Genomic DNA, 16745 nt, shown 5'->3' with positions numbered 1-16745 from the left:
TTCGCTGAAGAACGATAGGGGTCAGTCCTTTTTGTATATGGGATAGCGGCTTACAAGCGTATGGATGAATGATGGCAGCAAAAGGAACGATGTCATTGTTTGCGGTAATTCCAGTAACTAGCTCCTTAACGCCTAATGTGCACCGGAACCTCTTTGCGCCCCTGTTTCATGGGCGACTGGCATAAAGGACAGGCCTTGCTCTCCCGATTCCGTGTGCCTGCAGGGATTCTTGCGTTGACCCGCTGCCAGCCTTTGCAATTGGCGCTGGTGCATAACCACACGTCGACGATCTCTGTCCCGGCGGATGCAGCCTGATGCTGTGAGATCGGAGCGGAGCCAGAATCTGAACCGATACGTTGGCTCCTCTGACTGGTTGTGCTCACCGTTGCCCGCCCAGCAGAAGAGGACAGGGAAGAGCGCTTGGTTGAGGATGAGGTTGAAGTCTCTATGCGTATCGTGCGTTTAGCGCTAAAGGATGTACGGGTCGTTGACCCGCCGACCTTGTTTGGTATACGGTTGCCTTGTTTGCTCTGCTCGTCCGTGACGAACACATCGCGGAAGAAGCGGGAGACCTCCGCTTTTCGTCCCCGGTAAAAGCCTGGCGAACTGACAATCAATTCATCCCGTGCCCTGGTGATAGCGACATAAGCTAATCTGCGCTCCTCTTCCAGTGCATCCAGCGCCTTATCCTCCTTGTCCGACAGCGGACGCTGGTCGTCCCTGCGCTCGGCGTCTAAAGCGGACGTATGCGGCAGAATGCCCTCGCTCGCCCCGATCAGGCATACCGAGGGAAACTCCAGCCCTTTGGATTTATGGATCGTCATTAAGCGGACGGCATCGGCCTGCTCGTCCCGTTTCATGGCGGCCATTTCCTTATGAATGACGATCAGCCGATCGACAAATTCAACGAACTCAGCGATATCGCCAAAACGCTTCGCCGAGGCCTCCAATTCATCCAGTCCTTCCTGTATGAATTCCTTATGGAGGGTGATCTCCTGACGTTCGTCTGCCTCCAGAAATTTGTCGTAGAATTGCCGCCTCATTTCCTGTACGGCTTGAAGGGGCTCCATCGCCTTCAGACTCTTAATGAGCTTAGTGCGATCCCTAATATTCTCGATCTGGAAGTCCTTCAGGCCGGGAAAGGATAGAAGATGCGATAGAGGCCCCTTCTTGGGACGCGGAGCATCCTGCTGCCGGATGAACGCCATCCCTTTGTCCCGGTTGATGTACAGCGTATGAAGCATGCCCTCCATCGCCGTGAAATTGCGCCGGTCCAGCGACAGCCGCAGATGGTCCATGAGCGGTTTGACGATCCACTGCTCGTAGAACAGATCTCCATTCTCGTAATGTATGAACGGAATTTCCCGGATTACGAGCTGCTCGAAGATCGCCCGGCTGTTGTTCGCGGTTCGGTATAGAATCGCATGATCGCGGTACTGTTTTCCGTGCTCCCGGACCTGTTCGGTAATATGGGTCAGCAGCAGCTCCGCTTCTTGGTCGGGATCGCCTGGACGAAGATACAGCGGTACGCTGCTGCTCTTGCGGGTAGAGCGCAGCTGCTTGGGACGGCGGCGTTCATTGACACGGATAATTTCATTTCCCAGCCCGACGATCGACGAGAGGGATCGATAGTTGATATCCAGCGTCACCACCTTGGCCCCGGGAAACGTCTGGTCGAATTCCAGAATGAATTCGTTACGTGCGCCATTGAAGCCGTATATGGTCTGGTCATCGTCACCGACAACCATCAGGTTGCGATGCGGGGCGACCATCTTCTTCAGCAGCTCATAGGGCAGCAGCCCGGTATCTTGAAACTCGTCGACCATCACATAACGGTACCGCCTTTGAAGGGAAGCCAGCAATCCGGGATCCTGCGACAGCAGACGGTAGGACAAAACCAGAATATCATCGAAATCCATCTGGCCGTTGTCTTCCTTCCATGCCTCATAACGGGCGAAAATTTGCCTTTGCTCGACTTCCGCAGGTGTTTTGACAGGCAGCTCGTCAAGTCCGGTCATACTCATTCGATGGGCAGACCAGAGCGATAGCAGTGTCTCGGCTTCGTAGCTGTCCTGCAAGCCCATTTCTCGCAGGATGCGCTTCATAATAAATTGCTGATGCCTGGAGTTGCTCAGGATTTCCTGCCTGTAGCCGCGGGTTCGCAGCAAGTATAGGAAGAAGGAATGGAAGGTTCTTGCCGTTACTTTGGCGGTTTCGCTAGCCCGTAACCCGGGAAGCGCCATGATGCGTTCCTTCATCTCGGCTGCCGCTTTGGATGAGAAGGTGACAAGCAGGATGGAAGACGGATCGATCTTCTTGGCCGCAATGAGGTAGCCTGTCCGGCTGACCAGCACGGAGGTCTTCCCGGAGCCGGCACCTGCAAGCGTAAGCAGCGGTCCTTGCGTATGTCGTACAGCTTGGATTTGGGCGCGGTTCAGCAGCAGCCCTTGTGATTCCAAGCCGCGAAAAAAAGCCGCATCCGGGGCGTCATCGCGGATCAGGTCCTGGCTGTTCTCGAAGGAAGCCAGCTTGGCAAACGGAATATCCTGACGCTCACCGCCGTACGGGCGTTTATAGAAGGGTATGGATGTCATGAATTTCACCAATCATTTCGTATTTCGATTATCGTCCTACCAGTTTACCGGATTCTCGGAAGTCTGGCAAAGCGCAGGATATGGATAAGAGACGTGAGGCGGGTGCTTGATAGACTGATCACGTTACCCCATTTCATTTAATAGTTTTGGATAGTCCATATTACAACTACACTAAGTTACTTGTTGAATGTAGTAACCTATACTCTATTCTATCGATTTCATAAGTTAGTTCCGGAAGAAACTCCTTGGTAACTATATTTAGCGTGTTCTGGTCTATCTCGTTGTATCTAATCTCTGGAACAAAAATAATAAGCGCAAGAATAGAATCCAATAAATCCAAAATAGGTTGCATATACTTCTCTCCATTGCTTGATGTTCTAACCTTATCCAAAAACAAATAAAAGGATTCGCTCGCTAAAGAAATCGGTGGGGCATCCTCTTTTCTTTTAAAATCTCTGAAATGTAGCAATAGTTCATCATTTGTATGCGATTTTATAGTTATATATAAAACTTCGTTGTTCAAATTAAAGCTGGCTTCGGCATCAGCATCAATAATTTTGAATTTTCGAACAAGGCTTTCTCTTGATTGATATATACGATTTATGAACATAACTTCTCCCTTCAATTCTAAATCCTACTTGAGATCCTTTATTCGTATATAGACCGTCTCACTAAATATATCTGGAAAGCATCTGGCAGCACAATCGCTGATATGAACCAACTTCACATCCGGGAGGAGCGTTATATTATTTAATGAATGTTCTAAGGAAGAGACCATGTTCGAGGAGGAATCTCATGCTGGTTGTTATTGCGATTCTGCAGCTCATCATGATTGGCATTTTGCTGAACATCAACGGCAAGCTGAAGCCGCGAGACTATATTGCTGAGGCGATGGAGCGAGATCGTCAAATACGGGAGGAGCGGGAGAGGAAGCGGCAAATGGAGCCATGGTCACATGAGGCAGGCGCTAGCGGCGCGGATCATTCATGACCTGAATCATTTATATGAATAACAAAATCCCGGACTCGAATGTAGGAAGTCCGGGAGATTTGTTGCCCCTATGTGATATTGTACATCGTGTGTAATACTCCAAGTGGCACGGTGTGTAATCCGGGGTATGCTTGGATGGCTGGGCACCCTTATTCAAAGTCAGCACGCTTGTAGAAGCAAACGAATTTCGCTAAAAGATCATCACTCGGTCCAGTTCCACAACCGCACTTCCCCGACTCGCAGGTCATGCACCCAGGGTACCTCGCGCAGGGTCAGCAGTTCCTTGACGGGCCCGGTTATGACAGCGCCATAGAGGCGAACGCCGTTTTGTTCCACATAAGCTAAGGAAGCGTCCACGTCTATGAACGGAGCCACCCGATTCGCAATGAGCTCGTACTGCTGCAGAAGACGCAGCGATTTGATGAAGTGTTCATTCCGCAGTTCCCCGTCCCCGTAGGTGTCTATGGAAGGGTAATGTCCGCCGCTGGACACGATTTTGCCGAACCAGCCGCGTTTTTCTTCCTGATAGGAGGTTACCGTCAAATCGTCATGGTGCCAGACGGGATAAGACGGGAAGCCGACAGGATCGGTGATGATTCCATCATGATCGCCGAAACGGTCATTCGGCCCGGTATCCACAGCAAACCAGACAGGCTCCATGTTTCGGTTCTCAAACTGCTTCAGCAACTCGTCGGTCGAGAAAAAGCGGTTAAACGATACATAAGCCTCGGCCACGGTACCTTCGGGGAGCTTTTCAAGCCTTGACCAGTCACCGCTCTTGGTGGAGGAGGGTCTGGTCTTCTGTTCTTTTGACTGTTCCTGGGGAGCTCCGTCTTGGTCGACTGAAGACGCCTTCGCTGGGCTGTCGGGTCGGTAGAAAACCCGTGATGGACTACTGCGTTCGTTCCAGTCCATGTTGACGGACGGCAGCCCGAACAGGAAGTTCACGGTATATTTGCCGACGGTCACTCGTTCTTTCCCCACTTTCTTGTCTATATCCCCGTACACCTCCTGCATAAAGAAGACTTTGCCCTGACTGCTTAGTGGAACCTCGATGTTAGGTTGGGAGATCGAGATAGCGGAGGCGATGGCATCCCGGTATTTATCGTTTCGGCTCGGGTCGCCAGCACCGTAGAATAACGCTGTACCAATTGAGCTAAGGATCGTAATAGCCAGAATTGCCGATATCACTGTCAGCGCATTCGAGATTCGGGCTTTCCATTTGCCCCTGCGCACGATTCGCTTTTCTTTTTTTGGCGAGAGGCTGGTTGGATCGTTATTGGCATGCGAGGGGATGACATCGCTCGAACGCTCGTTAACCAACATCTCGTTCACGTAAGCCTGGTATTCCTCCAGCTTCTCCATTTCCCGTTCGATTTCGCTTTTTTCCTCGTCACTCAGTTTGCCGTCTGCATAATCCTTCAGCCGTTGTTTGAATTCTTCGCTCATAACGACCCATCCTTTCGTTTCATTTCCCGCAGCCGCTGCCTGGCCCGAAATAACGTAATCTTGATATGGGATAAGGTGATACCCATAATATCCGCCGCCTCCTGGTATGTGAATTGATGAAAATCCACCAGAAGCACCGCTTGCCGCTGCTTTTCCGGAATATCGGTTAACATTTGCCCAATTTCTCTTTGGGCTTCTTGCTGGAGCAGGATGTTCTCCGGGGTATGGCGGTCGATCAGCTGATCGAAAAAAACAGCGTCCTTCACGATGCTGCGGCTGGCCTTGCGCTGATAATCGACATAAGCGTTATGGGCGACCCGAAATAACCATGGCTTGATTCGTTCATCCTTCCAATTCTCAAGAAACAGGTAAGCGCGGTAAAAGGTTTCCTGTACCAGGTCTTCGGCCGCATGGTGATCAGATGAGAGGGAGTACAAGTAACGATAAACATCCTTTACGTAATATTGATAAACCGATTCAAGACTGTTCAGTTTCATGTCCTCCCCTCTAAGTAAACACACGTTTAACCAGAGCAAAAAGTTACACTTTCGGCAATAAAGAAATGAAGCTGCGATGTAACACCTTAGTCACAAAAAGCAAAAGCCCGCCAGATGAGCGGGCTCCAAACGTATATAAGGTGATGTAGGGACTGTAAGGGAGTTGTATTGCTGGCTGTCGCACCTCATTATATACGATGCAGCGTTACCTCAATTGAATATCCGGATCCAACACGATAATTCGCTGTTCATTCAATGCAGTGTTTAGCAATTTATCCTTCAGCTGCTGCGTGCTGGTTATGACGTCAGGCTGGGTAGACTTGATATCCGTCGTCAGTTTATTCACTAATCGCTCGATCGATAGCATATCCCGATATTCCGGCGGGGAGTAGTCTTCCCAGTATTGATCTTCGCTAATGCCCATCGTATCCAGTATGCGCAAGTGCTGTTCTTGCACCTGCCGCGGCTGGGTTTCGAGCGTCTTCCGAAGCTCCTTGGCCCTTTGAATACCATCCTCCAGACTCGCCGCAACGCCTTGTTCGTAGGCCAATTGAAGCATCAATTCTTTCGTTGCCATTTCTTTAAGGAGCGTAGCCTCATCAGGGAGGGGCGCGGTGCTATGCGCGAGGCTATTCTTATAGGCAGTTAAATGGGTATGCGTGATGTAGGTGGAGCCGACTTGAACCAGCGCCTGTCCGTTCATGTTGTCGTTCAAACGATGATGCTGGCCCGAGCGATTCGAAGCATCCGTGAAGAAAAGTATGATGCTTACCGTCAGAACGCTGGCCACAGCGATACTGAGAATGGCGATATATTTACGGTTTATTTTCATTCCTGACACCTCTCTTGACAGGGATATATGAAAATGAAGATATAATATAGACGTTTCATCAGCCTGAAAGGTTCTAGAATAACGCGAAAAAAACGCCTGAAGGCACAAGATAATAAGTGCTTTCAGGCGCAAAAGTTACATGATGATGGAGCGACAGGCTTCCGTTGAAACTTACTTACGAAGCAGGCGGGTCTTATGCGCATAGATAATCGCTTTGTCCGCGAGAAATGCCGCGTAGAGGAGCAGGAAGACCGAATAAGGAAATCCGGTGCCGTCCAGGCTCGGAACCAGCCATTCGGCGGCAATAAAATACAGCAGCGTCAGCAGCACCGGGAGCTGCCGTTTCAGATGGTATTTCCAAACCGACCAGATGACGCCAGCAGTCCCGGCAAACAGCATGAGGAGACGGACGGCATCCAATGCGGATTGCACGACCTTTCTGGCCTCCTCGTTTCCGATCGCTGCCGCATATTTGGAGGTGCGGCCGGCATAGATGCTCCGGAAGAGATGGACCAAAGGGTTGCCTTCGATGTACCTCGATTCCAGCCACAGCGAGGCAAGGTTCCACGGACCGGACATATACATCAAACGATTGAAAAGCGGGATGTTCAGCCACCATGGAGATAAGATGAGCAAATAACCTGCGCTAATAAGCAGGAGCCCGCCGGTTACGATTTTGACCGGACTGCGGTACTTGATCCAAAAGGCAATGAACAATACAGGATACAGCAGCGCTTGAAGGTTGTAACAAGCCATAAGCGCTGTAAGCGCGCCGGCAGCTGCGTACCAGCCAGCCTGCTTCAATTCAAGCGCTCCGATGACGGCGCAGACCAGAAGAAGCATTAAGGTCTGCATGGTCGTATCCGGCAGGATCAGCCGGACTGCGCCGTAGGCCGGCCAGAACAGCGCGTAGATCATGCATGACAGAAAAGCGATTCGCGTATTAAACATGTAGCGAGACAGTACGAAAACCAAGTATACGGAAAATGCATGGAAGACGCATTGGAGGAGCTGGTAGGCAATCAGGGCGGCATCCATGCTTCCGAATAAGGCGGTAAGTCCGGCAATCATAAGCGGCACACCGGGCATGACGCTGGAAGCATGGTCTTCCAGGTCTCCACCGGGGTGGCTGATCATGGCCGCACTTTGGATATATCGTTCTTCGATCACGCTGCTTATGCTCGGGGAACGTTCATGAAGACCGGTAAGAACCAGCAGACATGACATAACCAGAACCGCTGCAATCAGTATCAACAGCAACCTTCGCTGCACACGGTTTAACGTCCATATGGAAAACAAAGGGTCCACTCCACTCTTTATATAATCTCTAGGTTTAAATCCGCATTCATCCTCTTCTATATTAAAGAAAAAACGGTGAAATAAAAAGGCTCCGCCAAAACGGAGCCGATAAGTTCAAGTTACGCTGCAGTGACAAGGTCAGTCCCACTTTTAAAAGCCGCTGTGATACTTATCATTACTGGATGAACGCTTCTTTGACGTCCCGTCCCGCTGCTTCTCTTCCTGGCGCTCCAGTCTGGCGTCTTCCATCGGAATCGGGTCCACATGCTGTTCGCTCTCATGTTTATCGAACAGGCTTTCTTGTTCCGTCGGGTATTGTTCAGGGTGATCCATGTTGCCGGGACCGTTGTGAAGCGGGAGATCCTTTTTCTTGTCAGTCACCGTTTCTCACCTCATTTATCGTTGTGATACTACCTTTATACCTTATTTGGGGAAGTATCAAACATGAAGAGATGATAATAGGAGGGGCATCGGTCTCATTAAGACGTCTCCGAACCGGCTGCAGGCTGCTGCTGCGCTTCTGCTTTGAGTCTTAAATAACGGATAAACAGCTCAACAAGCTCCGGATCGAATTGCGTGCCTGAGCAGCGGAGCAATTCCTCAATTCCCTCCTCGAAGGTTTTCGTTTTCTGGTAAGGTCGTTCCGTTGTCATCGCGTCAAAGGAATCGATAATGGTCAGCATCCGGCACAGTTTGGGGATTTGGCTGCCCTTGAAGCCGTGCGGATATCCCCCGCCATCATATCTTTCATGGTGTAATTCAATGTAAGGAACCAGTTCCTTGAACTTCTCGTTCGTTTCCGCGATGCGCTTACCCCAACTGACATGCCGTTTGACGGTTTCCCATTCACCGGCCGTGAGCTTGTCCCGTTTGTTCAAGATCCCCCAAGGAATCTCAAGCTTGCCGATATCGTGAATGAGTGCACCGAGTACGAAATTGCGTCGTTCCACACTATCAAGCCCGAGCACTTCGCTGATGTCCATGGCACAGCGGAATACCCGTTTGGAGTGTTTGAACGTATCCACATCTTTATACAAGAACAGCTTCAGCTGCTGCTCGATATCGCGGACGTCCTCCGCGAAGTCGATCTCGGATTCTTTTTCGGCGCCGCTCCCGTATACGTGCACATTATTCTTGCCCTGCTTCTTGGCATAGTACAGCGCCTGATCGGCAAGCTCGACGAGCTGTGACTTGTCATGGATGTCAATCCGATAGGACGCAACGCCGGCAGAGAAGGAGAGACACCCGGATGGGAATATCTCAACGCCGTCAAAATAGGTATCGTTCAATTTTTTGCGGAGCCTGTTAATGAAGGAACGTGCTTTATTGTCATCGTAGCCCGGCATTAGAATCGTGAATTCCTCACCGCCGAAACGAGAGGCCACCACTTCAGCCGTTTCGGATTCCACCTTGAGGTAATTGCCGAGAAATCCGAGCAGCATATCCCCTTTCAGGTGACCGAATTGATCGTTGTATTTCTTGAAATCATCGATATCGATCATGGCCAGCGACAATGGCGTCTCATTGGCCTTGGCTTTCTTGATCTCGTCCTCCAGTAAACTTTCAAAATAACTGTGATTATACAGGCTCGTCCGTTGATCCTTGATTGCTTTTTCCTGTACTTCGTTATACATCGTGAACAGTTGTTTAAAGGAATAAGAGAGCATCACACTCAGGCCAATGAATAAGGTGAGGCCGAATACGCCGTTATGTACGATAAGAACGGAGAGGACCAGCGACAGTATGAGCGTACTCAAATAAACGAGCAGGGTGTCCTTAATGAAGGACTTCAGAATGTCGTATAAAGATCCCCGGTATAACAAGTAATAATAAAATCCAAGCAGAAAAACGTTAATAATGAAATAGACGAGCAGGGCGCCAAGGTAAGCCCCAAAATGATCATTGATGATGGGACCCGAGTGTCCTCCTGCTGCCTTAAAAACAAACGAGGAACCAACAATCATGAGTGTGTATATGGAGAAATTAACGAAATGCTTCCAAAAAGGGATCTTTCTGTCATAGAGTGCTGTTGCTAGAGTATTAAATAGGATGACCGATAGAGCAAAAGGGGCGCCATATATAAATATGCAAGCTAAATAAACGGAAGAATCCATAGATTGCAAATTACCCTCGGGCGGCAGCTGGAAGGTGAAGTAATTTAATATTAGGGCGGCGCCTAACATTGCGTAAACCCATACCCACTGTGAAGGAGAGTAGTATAAAAATTCTCCTTGATGTACTAGTAGAAAGGTTATACAGCCCATAAGTGAAATGAACACAAAGTACAGCTGTCCCGGAAGTTCCCTGGAAATCTTAGGACGCTTGAATATGGACATAACGGTTTCTCCTCAATTAAAAAGCATGGTGTATTCTCCACATTTTAAGATATATTGCGTCGCAAAACAACGAAAAAGATGTAAAAAAACAGGCTGAGCATTCCAGCCTGTTTTTTTTAGGTGTTTATGTTATCCCAATCTGTATCCGGAAGTCAGAGCGACAACAACGGAAGCAACGATGATCGCATTCAACACGATACGGGAATACTTGATTTTATCAGTTTTCTTCATAGTTCTCCCTCCTTTCCAGGTGGTATGATGTATGATTAATTCTGCGGTTCAGCATGTTCAGTCGTATCGGATTTGCGTATTAAGGTTTGAACATTGGTATTCTTCCCGGAAGTCATAAGATGGACAATGTAGAAGAATATACCGATATTCATGATAATATCTCCGATACTGATTACCTGCGTTCTTGGATAAGGTGGAGATAATGGAATGATGTCACCAAGAAGAGACAGGCGGGTAGAGGCGTCCATTAGATAGTGCTTGGTAGTAGCTGTGGCATCCATTAGCATGTCCACATAAATGGGATCCAGCACGGAGGCTGCGCTCATGGAAACGGGCATTCTGCCACCATTCACTGCCATGACAAGGAAATTCAGAAAGACACCTGCCAAGATGCTGCCAAAACCTTTCTGATCCCGGTTCATCCAGAGAAAGATCATGCCGGCAACGTAGATGAACATAAAGACGTAGCCGCTTGCAGCTGCCAACCAATCAGAGTTCACTTGAAAGCGGAATATGAGCAGCTGCACAATCAGGAGTATGGGGAAGATTAAGCCGCCCTTCAGACGAATCTTACTGAATTGCTGCAGTCCATGACGGAGTCCGCCGCGTATCAGCCCGACAATTAACCCGAGTATAATGCCGTCAAATACCATGATAGAATTCCTACTTTCATAGTTCATTATCTCTGTTATTAAGATAGTTCGACAGCGAATTGGTAATTCCTGCAACAAAAATCAAATTTTATGAAGAAATTTAGGAAGTTTGATAAAAAGCTTGTCCCTTCCTGTATGAATCTAATGAATTATGTACATTATAACAGATTAAAAGGATAAATCTTCCTACTTTTTTCGTGTTTCTGTTGCAGAAAGAAGCAAATTCTTGAGCTTTACATACTTATGGGGGTATAGTAAGGTTGAATGGTACAACATTATATGACAGGAGGACGACAGCATGAAACAAGTGACATTGACAGTGGAAGGCATGTCTTGCAACCATTGCGTGAACTCGGTGGAAGGCGCACTGAAGAATGCGGGAGCTTCCGGTAAAGTCGATCTTGCATCCAATACAGTGGCTATCGAATACGACGAAAACAAGGTCAGCCTTGAAGCATTAAAAGAAGCGATTGAAGAGCAAGGCTACGATATCGTGTCATAACGATACATTCCCTGGAATAATCCAAGGCCATGAGCTTTGGCTAAAATAGGAGCCGGCTGCTGTAGGCGATCGACAGCAAGCCGGCTTTTTTGCGCGGTGTCACCTATCGCGTGAACTTGCACTGCCCAAGCCGAAGTTTCATAATAGATGGAACAATGCTTTCAGTCTAAGGAGTGGATACCCCGATGAATGATACCATATCGCTTCTGATGAACCATCGATCGATTCGTAAATATTCGGATCGGCCCGTGTCAGAGGAGCAGCTTAAGGCCGTTGTGGCAGCAGGTCAGATGGCATCAACCTCAAGCAATGTCCAGGCATACAGCGTGATTGCCGTTACCTCTCGAGAGAAGAAGCAGCGGTTGGCCGCTTTAGCGGGAAATCAGGCGTATATTGTGGAATGCCCGGTATTTCTGGTGTGGTGCGCGGATCTGTATCGTTTGAAAAAAAGCGCAGAGGCGCACGTGGTTGATCAAGAGACGTATGAGGATTCGACCGAGAATTTCATCGTGGCGACGGTGGATGCCGCTTTGGCTGCGCAGAATGCCGCGATCGCCGCGGAATCACTTGGTCTTGGCATCGTGTATATAGGCGGGGTCCGCAACTCCATTGCTGAGTTCTCCGAGGCTTTGGAACTGCCGGAGCTGGTCTATCCGGTATTTGGCATGTGCCTGGGTTACCCGGATCAGGAGCCGGGGCTTCGTCCTCGGCTTCCGGTGGAGGCTGTTCTGCACCACGACAGCTACAATCGTGCGACTATAGAAGAAGTGAAGAACTACGATCAAACCTCTTCCGAATACTTGTCTCTGCGTACCCATGGCAAAAACAACACGCCGTGGTCGGCGCTTATGGCTAAACGCCTGGCAGAGCCAGTAAGGCTGCACATGAAGGACTTCCTGAAGGGGAAGGGGTTCATGGGGCGTTAGACATGAATAGAGAAAGCGGGGTACAGCGCTCTCGTAAATCAATAGAGAGAGTTGGTACGGCTGCTCTCGTGGGGAATACTCCGGAGGGCTCGGCTCTAGGAACTAAGCTTGCCTCGAAACTAGGCCGGCCCCGAAACTAGGCCTGGCATGAACCCAAGCCTAGTTCGGAACCAAGCCCGACCGACCTCGGACCCCATCCCACGCCAGCCGACCACGGAACCAAGCCTGGCTGACGTGGGGTTGGTGGAGTAGGAGGCGAGCAGTGCACCGCAAGTTTAACCGTAGCTTCCAAGCCGCAAGCTGGAACGAGTTGCAGCACGGCCGTAGCAGTATCGGACCTCAGATCCGTTATTTGCGCTATGGGCTCATTTTTGCAGGATCTTTCGGACACACGTTCCGTTAAGTAGCGTATAATCCGAAACATGAGAGCCTTATTCGGTGAATAACGGATCTCTTGTCCGCGACCAATCGAGAAATGGTGCTTTTGGTCAAAATAAGGTCCGCTGAGTCCGCAAACATGTGCAACTATTTTGTGCATCGTGCGCACTGCTCCCTGTCGCACGATGCGTGGTTCGGAGCATGCTTGGATGACTCGTCGGCGCTAATCGTGCCGCCATGTACGACGCTTGAACGTAAGTCATAACACATAAAAAAGGGGCTCTCCCAAAAGGTCATGAAATACGGACCAAGGGACAGCCCTTTTTTTCAGCGGTCTCCTTTTATATGGAGGTTGCTGATCAGGATGACATACCGATTTATTTGCCGATGCCCTGCTGACGGTATTGTCCGGGCGTAATTCCTTCAAGCTTCTTGAACATACGATTGAAGTAGGGAGGCTGATATCCGGCGGCCTCCGCAATCTCATGAATGCGAAGATCGGTGGTCAGCAGCAATTCTTTGCAGCGGTTCATGCGCACGGTTGTCAGATAGTCTATATAATTCGTGCCCGTCATCTGCTTAAACGCTTTGCTCAGCTGGGATACACTGACGCCGGCTTCCATGGCCATGGCATCCAGGGACAAATCCTGCATCCCGTTTTGCTCGATTTGCTCCAGCACGTTTTCGACCAGCGATTTCATGGAGCTGTTGAAGTTCTTTGTTAACTGATCGAGGTAGGGTTCGATAATTTCTTTCTGAAACCAGGTCACGCAGGCCTTCGGATCCCGAAGCAGGGACAGCTCTTCCTGCAGATTGGAGAAATTGTACACCTGATATGGATTTAAGCCAGCCTGCAGCATAGACCGGTGAACGCTTGTGATTAATCGCATGAGGCCATGGTGGACATGCCACTCCGAGCCTCCCCCGGCCTGAAGCGCCGTTACGAAGCGGCTTAGGGAACGCAGCGCATCCCCCTGAAGCCCAAGATTCAAGGTATGAATGAAATCCTGCTCCAATTCCAGCGGAAAATCGATCCAGTCGTTTTTCTGGGAAAGCACGGTTTCCGCTTCCAGCAGCTGACTGCCTGCGTCGAAGGACCGGTAATGCAGCGCCCGCTTGGCCTGTTCGAGAATATGGGGAACATCGGTCCAGGTTGAGCTTGGCCCGCCTAATACGATGGTTGCCGACATGCGGAGCGTATCTCGCAACGCCCGCATGATCTGATCGCACAACTCCTTCATCAAACGCGATTGTTCATCGGCTTTATGGGAAGCCGGAACGATCAAGATGACGCCGAAGGAGCCGTCGAAGAAGTTAATGGGATGCATATATGCGCTTATGTCCTCTGCCAGCTCCTGGATCACGTTCAGAGCGGCATACGTGAGAAGATGCTGATCGTTTTCTGTCAGAGGCGTCCGATCCTCCCCGTGAGTGTGCTGCTGAAGCACGATGGCCGAGAACTGTTTATGGGTAATGTCAAGATCCATCTCTTGCAGCTTGAGCACATATTCGGACTCCGTCAGGTGGGCGGCTTGTCCGCTCAAGAATTGATTGATATAAGCCTCCCTGATCGCGGGCAAGGACCGATTCCATTGGCTCTGAAGCGTATCGTGCGAGAACCGGTACTGCTTCCACTCGTGTTCAATATAATCAAGCTCATTGTATCTCGAGCTCGGTTTGGCCTGATCGCCACCAATCATATTCAGCATCTTGCTGATAGGACGATACATGCTCTTAGAGGCAAACCAGCTTACAGCCAGTGATGCCGCAAGCGCAAAAGCAAAGCAAATCAGGATGATATGAGTATACGGCTTCGTTGGAGCAATGATTTTCGATTGCGGCGTGCCGGAAACATAGGTCCAACTTTGCTGCATTTTTTCGAATTGAACGGTATTCACCAGCAACACATCCTGGTCGACCGGAACCTTCAACCGCAGATGATTCGCACTCCGGGCATTCTCCGGTAGCCTCAGCTGTTCCTGAATCGCGCTCATCGCCTTCGGCATGCTGCGGCTCATGCCCGACTCTCCGATGACGTGGCCATGGTCGTCCAGCAGGAACGAGAGATTCTCGCTATTGCGAATGACGTGCAGCTTCGACGGATCAATATAGATGACAATCGCGCCGTAGGGCGTATGACCGTTGAAGGGAAGTCGCATGACGAGCGCGTGAGAGGATTTATCCTTGTTAAAAGGCCGCTCCAGGTCATGGACCCAAAACATGTCCGTATCTCCTTCCATGAGCCTGTTAAAGTTTAACGCATCCTGTTCCTGGTCCAGCGTTCTCAGGCCGAGATCAGGCTCCATGATTTTATTTTGCTTTTTGATGTAGAGATAGACCTGATCTACCAGCGGATCGGCATTCTCCACCAGGTTCAGTGTATTGAACAGCTCATTCGTCTCCTCGATATTCGATACAAAGTCCATATCAGACAACGAAGGCTTGAAATGGGGCTTCACCACCATATTGAGGGCGTAGTGGACTAACTGTGTGAATTGCTCGTCTACTTGTCTCGCAGCGTCAACCAGGGCTTCTTCGTTCCGCTGCTGATATTGGTTAATCATATGCTGGTTGCCCACATAAAGGTAAACGGCCGTTATGGCCGAGATGGGGAGGCATGTTAACAAAACGGCAAGCGCGATGCTTCTCCAATACATAACACCTTTGAAAACGGATTCATGATTCTGTTGCCTCATTACTTTAACCCCCTGTTGGCATAGACAAATCAAAGGCTTGATCGAAGCGAGCCGGTAAAATGATTACATACTATCATAGCGAATGAGTGGATGAGTTGAAAAGATCATATCTTCCTAATCGAGTTCGAGTCAACGTTACCGATTAACCGAATCGGACGTTCATTTACCGTGGAAAAAAAGTGCAATACAAGGAAACGAAAGGTTCCACAATGCCGTAGAGACCAAGCTTTCCCTGTGCCGTGCATCGAATGGGAGGGGGATTGGAGCCGGCGGAAAAAAGTCGAATTGCAGGTAATCCTGCAAACGTTTACATTAGGACTACATTCCGTGAACGGTATGTTGAACGAGATGACAAGGCTGAAAGTGAGGGAGTATCGATGAAAGCACAAGAAACCGTTCAGTCGGCAAAAGGAAGCGGGAGCCCCCCCATTTCCGTGAAATCCAAAACGAAGTGGGGGAGGATTTGGTCGGATGTTGTACGCGACAAGTATTTGTACGTGCTGGCCTTGCCGGGTCTGATCTTTTTTATCATTTTCAAATATATTCCGATTACGAATCTCGTGATTGCCTTCCAGGAGTATTCTCCATACTTTGGAGTGCTCGGAAGCCCTTGGGTAGGATTCGAGCATTTCACTCGGTTCTTCTCCAACGATGATTTCTGGATGCTGCTGCGCAATACGCTGGCGATCAGCTTTCTGAGCTTGATTTTCTTTTTCCCGGCACCGATCATTTTAGCTTTGATGCTGAATGAAGTGCGAAATTCCTTCTATAAGAGGACCATTCAATCCCTGGTGTATATCCCCCATTTTTTATCCTGGGTATTGATCTATGGCCTTACGTACCTCATGTTCTCGCAATCGGAGGGCTTGTTTAATAAGTGGCTCATCTCGATGGATTGGGAGACGATCGATATTCTCTCCAACCCCAACTACTTCTGGGGGATGCTGACGGGACAATCCATCTGGAAGGAAGTCGGGTGGGGAACCATCATCTTTCTCGCGGCCATCGCCGGAGTGGACCCGCAGTTATATGAAGCAGCCGTCATGGACGGCGCGGGCCGTATGAGACGGATGTGGCATATTACCCTGCCCGCGATGCGCAACGTGATCCTGATTCTGTTGATCCTCCGTCTGGGAACGATTCTGGATACGGGGTTCGAACAGATATATCTGATGATGAATGCACCTGTTACCAATGTAGCTGAAGTGTTCGATACCTATGTATACCGGGTGGGGATTCGGCAGGGAGAGTTCAGTTACAGTACGGCTATCGGACTGTTCAAATCGATTGTCGGCGTCATTCTGGTGGTTACGGCCAACCGGTTGGCGAGGCGTTACGGTCAAGAAAGCTTGTACTAAAGGA

At 49.6% G+C, this 16745-nt stretch carries 15 protein-coding genes; 4 read left to right on the top strand and 11 right to left on the bottom strand.

Translation table 11 applies throughout. From position 1 onward, the window contains the following. Window positions 1-125: 125 nt before the first annotated feature. Together M4D81_RS12100 and M4D81_RS12095 are read right to left on the bottom strand one after the other, a co-directional pair. Window positions 126-2594 (bottom strand): UvrD-helicase domain-containing protein, encoded by a 2469-nt coding sequence (locus M4D81_RS12100; protein ID WP_260066496.1) that lies wholly within the window; start codon window positions 2592-2594, stop codon window positions 126-128. Window positions 2595-2760: 166 nt separating this feature from the next. After that, the gene (locus M4D81_RS12095) at window positions 2761-3219 is read right to left on the bottom strand and encodes a hypothetical protein (RefSeq protein ID WP_260066494.1); all 459 of its coding nucleotides are present in this window, start codon (window positions 3217-3219) and stop codon (window positions 2761-2763) included. 170 nt (window positions 3220-3389) lie between these two features. Here M4D81_RS12095 and M4D81_RS12090 point away from each other — a divergent pair, with 170 nt between their 5' ends. Then, window positions 3390-3584, top strand: coding sequence for a hypothetical protein (locus M4D81_RS12090; protein WP_260066493.1), 195 nt, complete (start codon window positions 3390-3392; stop codon window positions 3582-3584). 201 nt (window positions 3585-3785) lie between these two features. Here M4D81_RS12090 and M4D81_RS12085 read toward each other — a convergent pair whose 3' ends face one another. From M4D81_RS12085 to M4D81_RS12055, 7 genes are all read right to left on the bottom strand, one after another. After that, complete coding sequence (locus M4D81_RS12085; protein WP_260066490.1) at window positions 3786-5033, bottom strand: anti-sigma factor; 1248 nt, start codon at window positions 5031-5033, stop codon at window positions 3786-3788. Continuing rightward, window positions 5030-5530 carry a sigma-70 family RNA polymerase sigma factor gene (locus tag M4D81_RS12080; protein ID WP_260066489.1) on the bottom strand — a complete coding sequence of 167 codons (501 nt, stop codon included), beginning with the start codon at window positions 5528-5530 and terminating at the stop codon, window positions 5030-5032. Before M4D81_RS12080 ends, M4D81_RS12085 begins: the two co-directional genes overlap by 4 nt. A 205-nt stretch (window positions 5531-5735) precedes the next feature. Next, window positions 5736-6362 carry a phage tail tape measure protein gene (locus tag M4D81_RS12075; RefSeq protein ID WP_260066488.1) on the bottom strand — a complete coding sequence of 209 codons (627 nt, stop codon included), beginning with the start codon at window positions 6360-6362 and terminating at the stop codon, window positions 5736-5738. Window positions 6363-6533: 171 nt separating this feature from the next. Next, window positions 6534-7670: an ArnT family glycosyltransferase gene (locus tag M4D81_RS12070; RefSeq protein WP_260066486.1), complete on the bottom strand. Its 1137-nt coding sequence runs from the start codon at window positions 7668-7670 to the stop codon at window positions 6534-6536. 141 nt (window positions 7671-7811) lie between these two features. After that, window positions 7812-8042: a hypothetical protein gene (locus M4D81_RS12065; protein ID WP_216532720.1), complete on the bottom strand. Its 231-nt coding sequence runs from the start codon at window positions 8040-8042 to the stop codon at window positions 7812-7814. Window positions 8043-8140: 98 nt separating this feature from the next. Further along, window positions 8141-9997, bottom strand: a complete 1857-nt coding sequence (locus M4D81_RS12060) for a bifunctional diguanylate cyclase/phosphohydrolase (protein ID WP_260066483.1) — start codon at window positions 9995-9997, stop codon at window positions 8141-8143. 266 nt (window positions 9998-10263) lie between these two features. Continuing rightward, the gene (locus M4D81_RS12055) at window positions 10264-10881 is read right to left on the bottom strand and encodes a DUF5317 domain-containing protein (RefSeq protein WP_071222205.1); all 618 of its coding nucleotides are present in this window, start codon (window positions 10879-10881) and stop codon (window positions 10264-10266) included. Between the two features lie 298 nt (window positions 10882-11179). Here M4D81_RS12055 and M4D81_RS12050 point away from each other — a divergent pair, with 298 nt between their 5' ends. Together M4D81_RS12050 and nfsA are read left to right on the top strand one after the other, a co-directional pair. Beyond that, the gene (locus tag M4D81_RS12050) at window positions 11180-11383 is read left to right on the top strand and encodes a cation transporter (protein WP_071222204.1); all 204 of its coding nucleotides are present in this window, start codon (window positions 11180-11182) and stop codon (window positions 11381-11383) included. A 185-nt stretch (window positions 11384-11568) separates the two neighbouring features. Continuing rightward, complete coding sequence (gene nfsA / locus M4D81_RS12045) at window positions 11569-12309, top strand: oxygen-insensitive NADPH nitroreductase (protein WP_260066481.1); 741 nt, start codon at window positions 11569-11571, stop codon at window positions 12307-12309. A gap of 136 nt (window positions 12310-12445) precedes the next feature. Here the strand turns inward: nfsA and M4D81_RS12040 are convergent, their stop codons facing one another. Both M4D81_RS12040 and M4D81_RS12035 read right to left on the bottom strand, forming a co-directional pair. Continuing rightward, window positions 12446-12847: a hypothetical protein gene (locus tag M4D81_RS12040; RefSeq protein WP_260066480.1), complete on the bottom strand. Its 402-nt coding sequence runs from the start codon at window positions 12845-12847 to the stop codon at window positions 12446-12448. Between the two features lie 217 nt (window positions 12848-13064). Continuing rightward, window positions 13065-15383, bottom strand: coding sequence for a helix-turn-helix domain-containing protein (locus M4D81_RS12035; protein ID WP_260066479.1), 2319 nt, complete (start codon window positions 15381-15383; stop codon window positions 13065-13067). Window positions 15384-15760: 377 nt separating this feature from the next. On the opposite strand from M4D81_RS12035, the gene M4D81_RS12030 reads away from it, so the two are divergent. Next, window positions 15761-16741 (top strand): ABC transporter permease, encoded by a 981-nt coding sequence (locus M4D81_RS12030; RefSeq protein ID WP_071222200.1) that lies wholly within the window; start codon window positions 15761-15763, stop codon window positions 16739-16741. Window positions 16742-16745: the final 4 nt, after the last annotated feature.

Source organism: Paenibacillus sp. p3-SID867 (assembly GCF_025142895.1).
In the GTDB taxonomy this organism is placed as follows: Bacteria; Bacillota; Bacilli; order Paenibacillales; family Paenibacillaceae; genus Paenibacillus_AQ.
The sequence above is the reverse complement of the archived record's forward strand: the minus strand, read 5'-3'. Positions and strand labels throughout refer to the sequence as shown.

Excerpts from the sequence above, each read along its gene's own strand:
- M4D81_RS12050 (WP_071222204.1), top strand. The coding sequence starts at position 11,180 with ATGAAACAAGTGACATTGACAGTGGAAGGCATGTCTTGCAACCATTGC.
- M4D81_RS12100 (WP_260066496.1), bottom strand. The coding sequence starts at position 2,594 with ATGACATCCATACCCTTCTATAAACGCCCGTACGGCGGTGAGCGTCAG.
- M4D81_RS12035 (WP_260066479.1), bottom strand. The coding sequence starts at position 15,383 with ATGAGGCAACAGAATCATGAATCCGTTTTCAAAGGTGTTATGTATTGG.
- M4D81_RS12040 (WP_260066480.1), bottom strand. The coding sequence starts at position 12,847 with ATGCACAAAATAGTTGCACATGTTTGCGGACTCAGCGGACCTTATTTT.
- nfsA (WP_260066481.1), top strand. The coding sequence starts at position 11,569 with ATGAATGATACCATATCGCTTCTGATGAACCATCGATCGATTCGTAAA.
- M4D81_RS12030 (WP_071222200.1), top strand. The coding sequence starts at position 15,761 with ATGAAAGCACAAGAAACCGTTCAGTCGGCAAAAGGAAGCGGGAGCCCC.
- M4D81_RS12080 (WP_260066489.1), bottom strand. The coding sequence starts at position 5,530 with ATGAAACTGAACAGTCTTGAATCGGTTTATCAATATTACGTAAAGGAT.
- M4D81_RS12060 (WP_260066483.1), bottom strand. The coding sequence starts at position 9,997 with ATGTCCATATTCAAGCGTCCTAAGATTTCCAGGGAACTTCCGGGACAG.
- M4D81_RS12055 (WP_071222205.1), bottom strand. The coding sequence starts at position 10,881 with ATGGTATTTGACGGCATTATACTCGGGTTAATTGTCGGGCTGATACGC.
- M4D81_RS12075 (WP_260066488.1), bottom strand. The coding sequence starts at position 6,362 with ATGAAAATAAACCGTAAATATATCGCCATTCTCAGTATCGCTGTGGCC.
- M4D81_RS12085 (WP_260066490.1), bottom strand. The coding sequence starts at position 5,033 with ATGAGCGAAGAATTCAAACAACGGCTGAAGGATTATGCAGACGGCAAA.
- M4D81_RS12090 (WP_260066493.1), top strand. The coding sequence starts at position 3,390 with ATGCTGGTTGTTATTGCGATTCTGCAGCTCATCATGATTGGCATTTTG.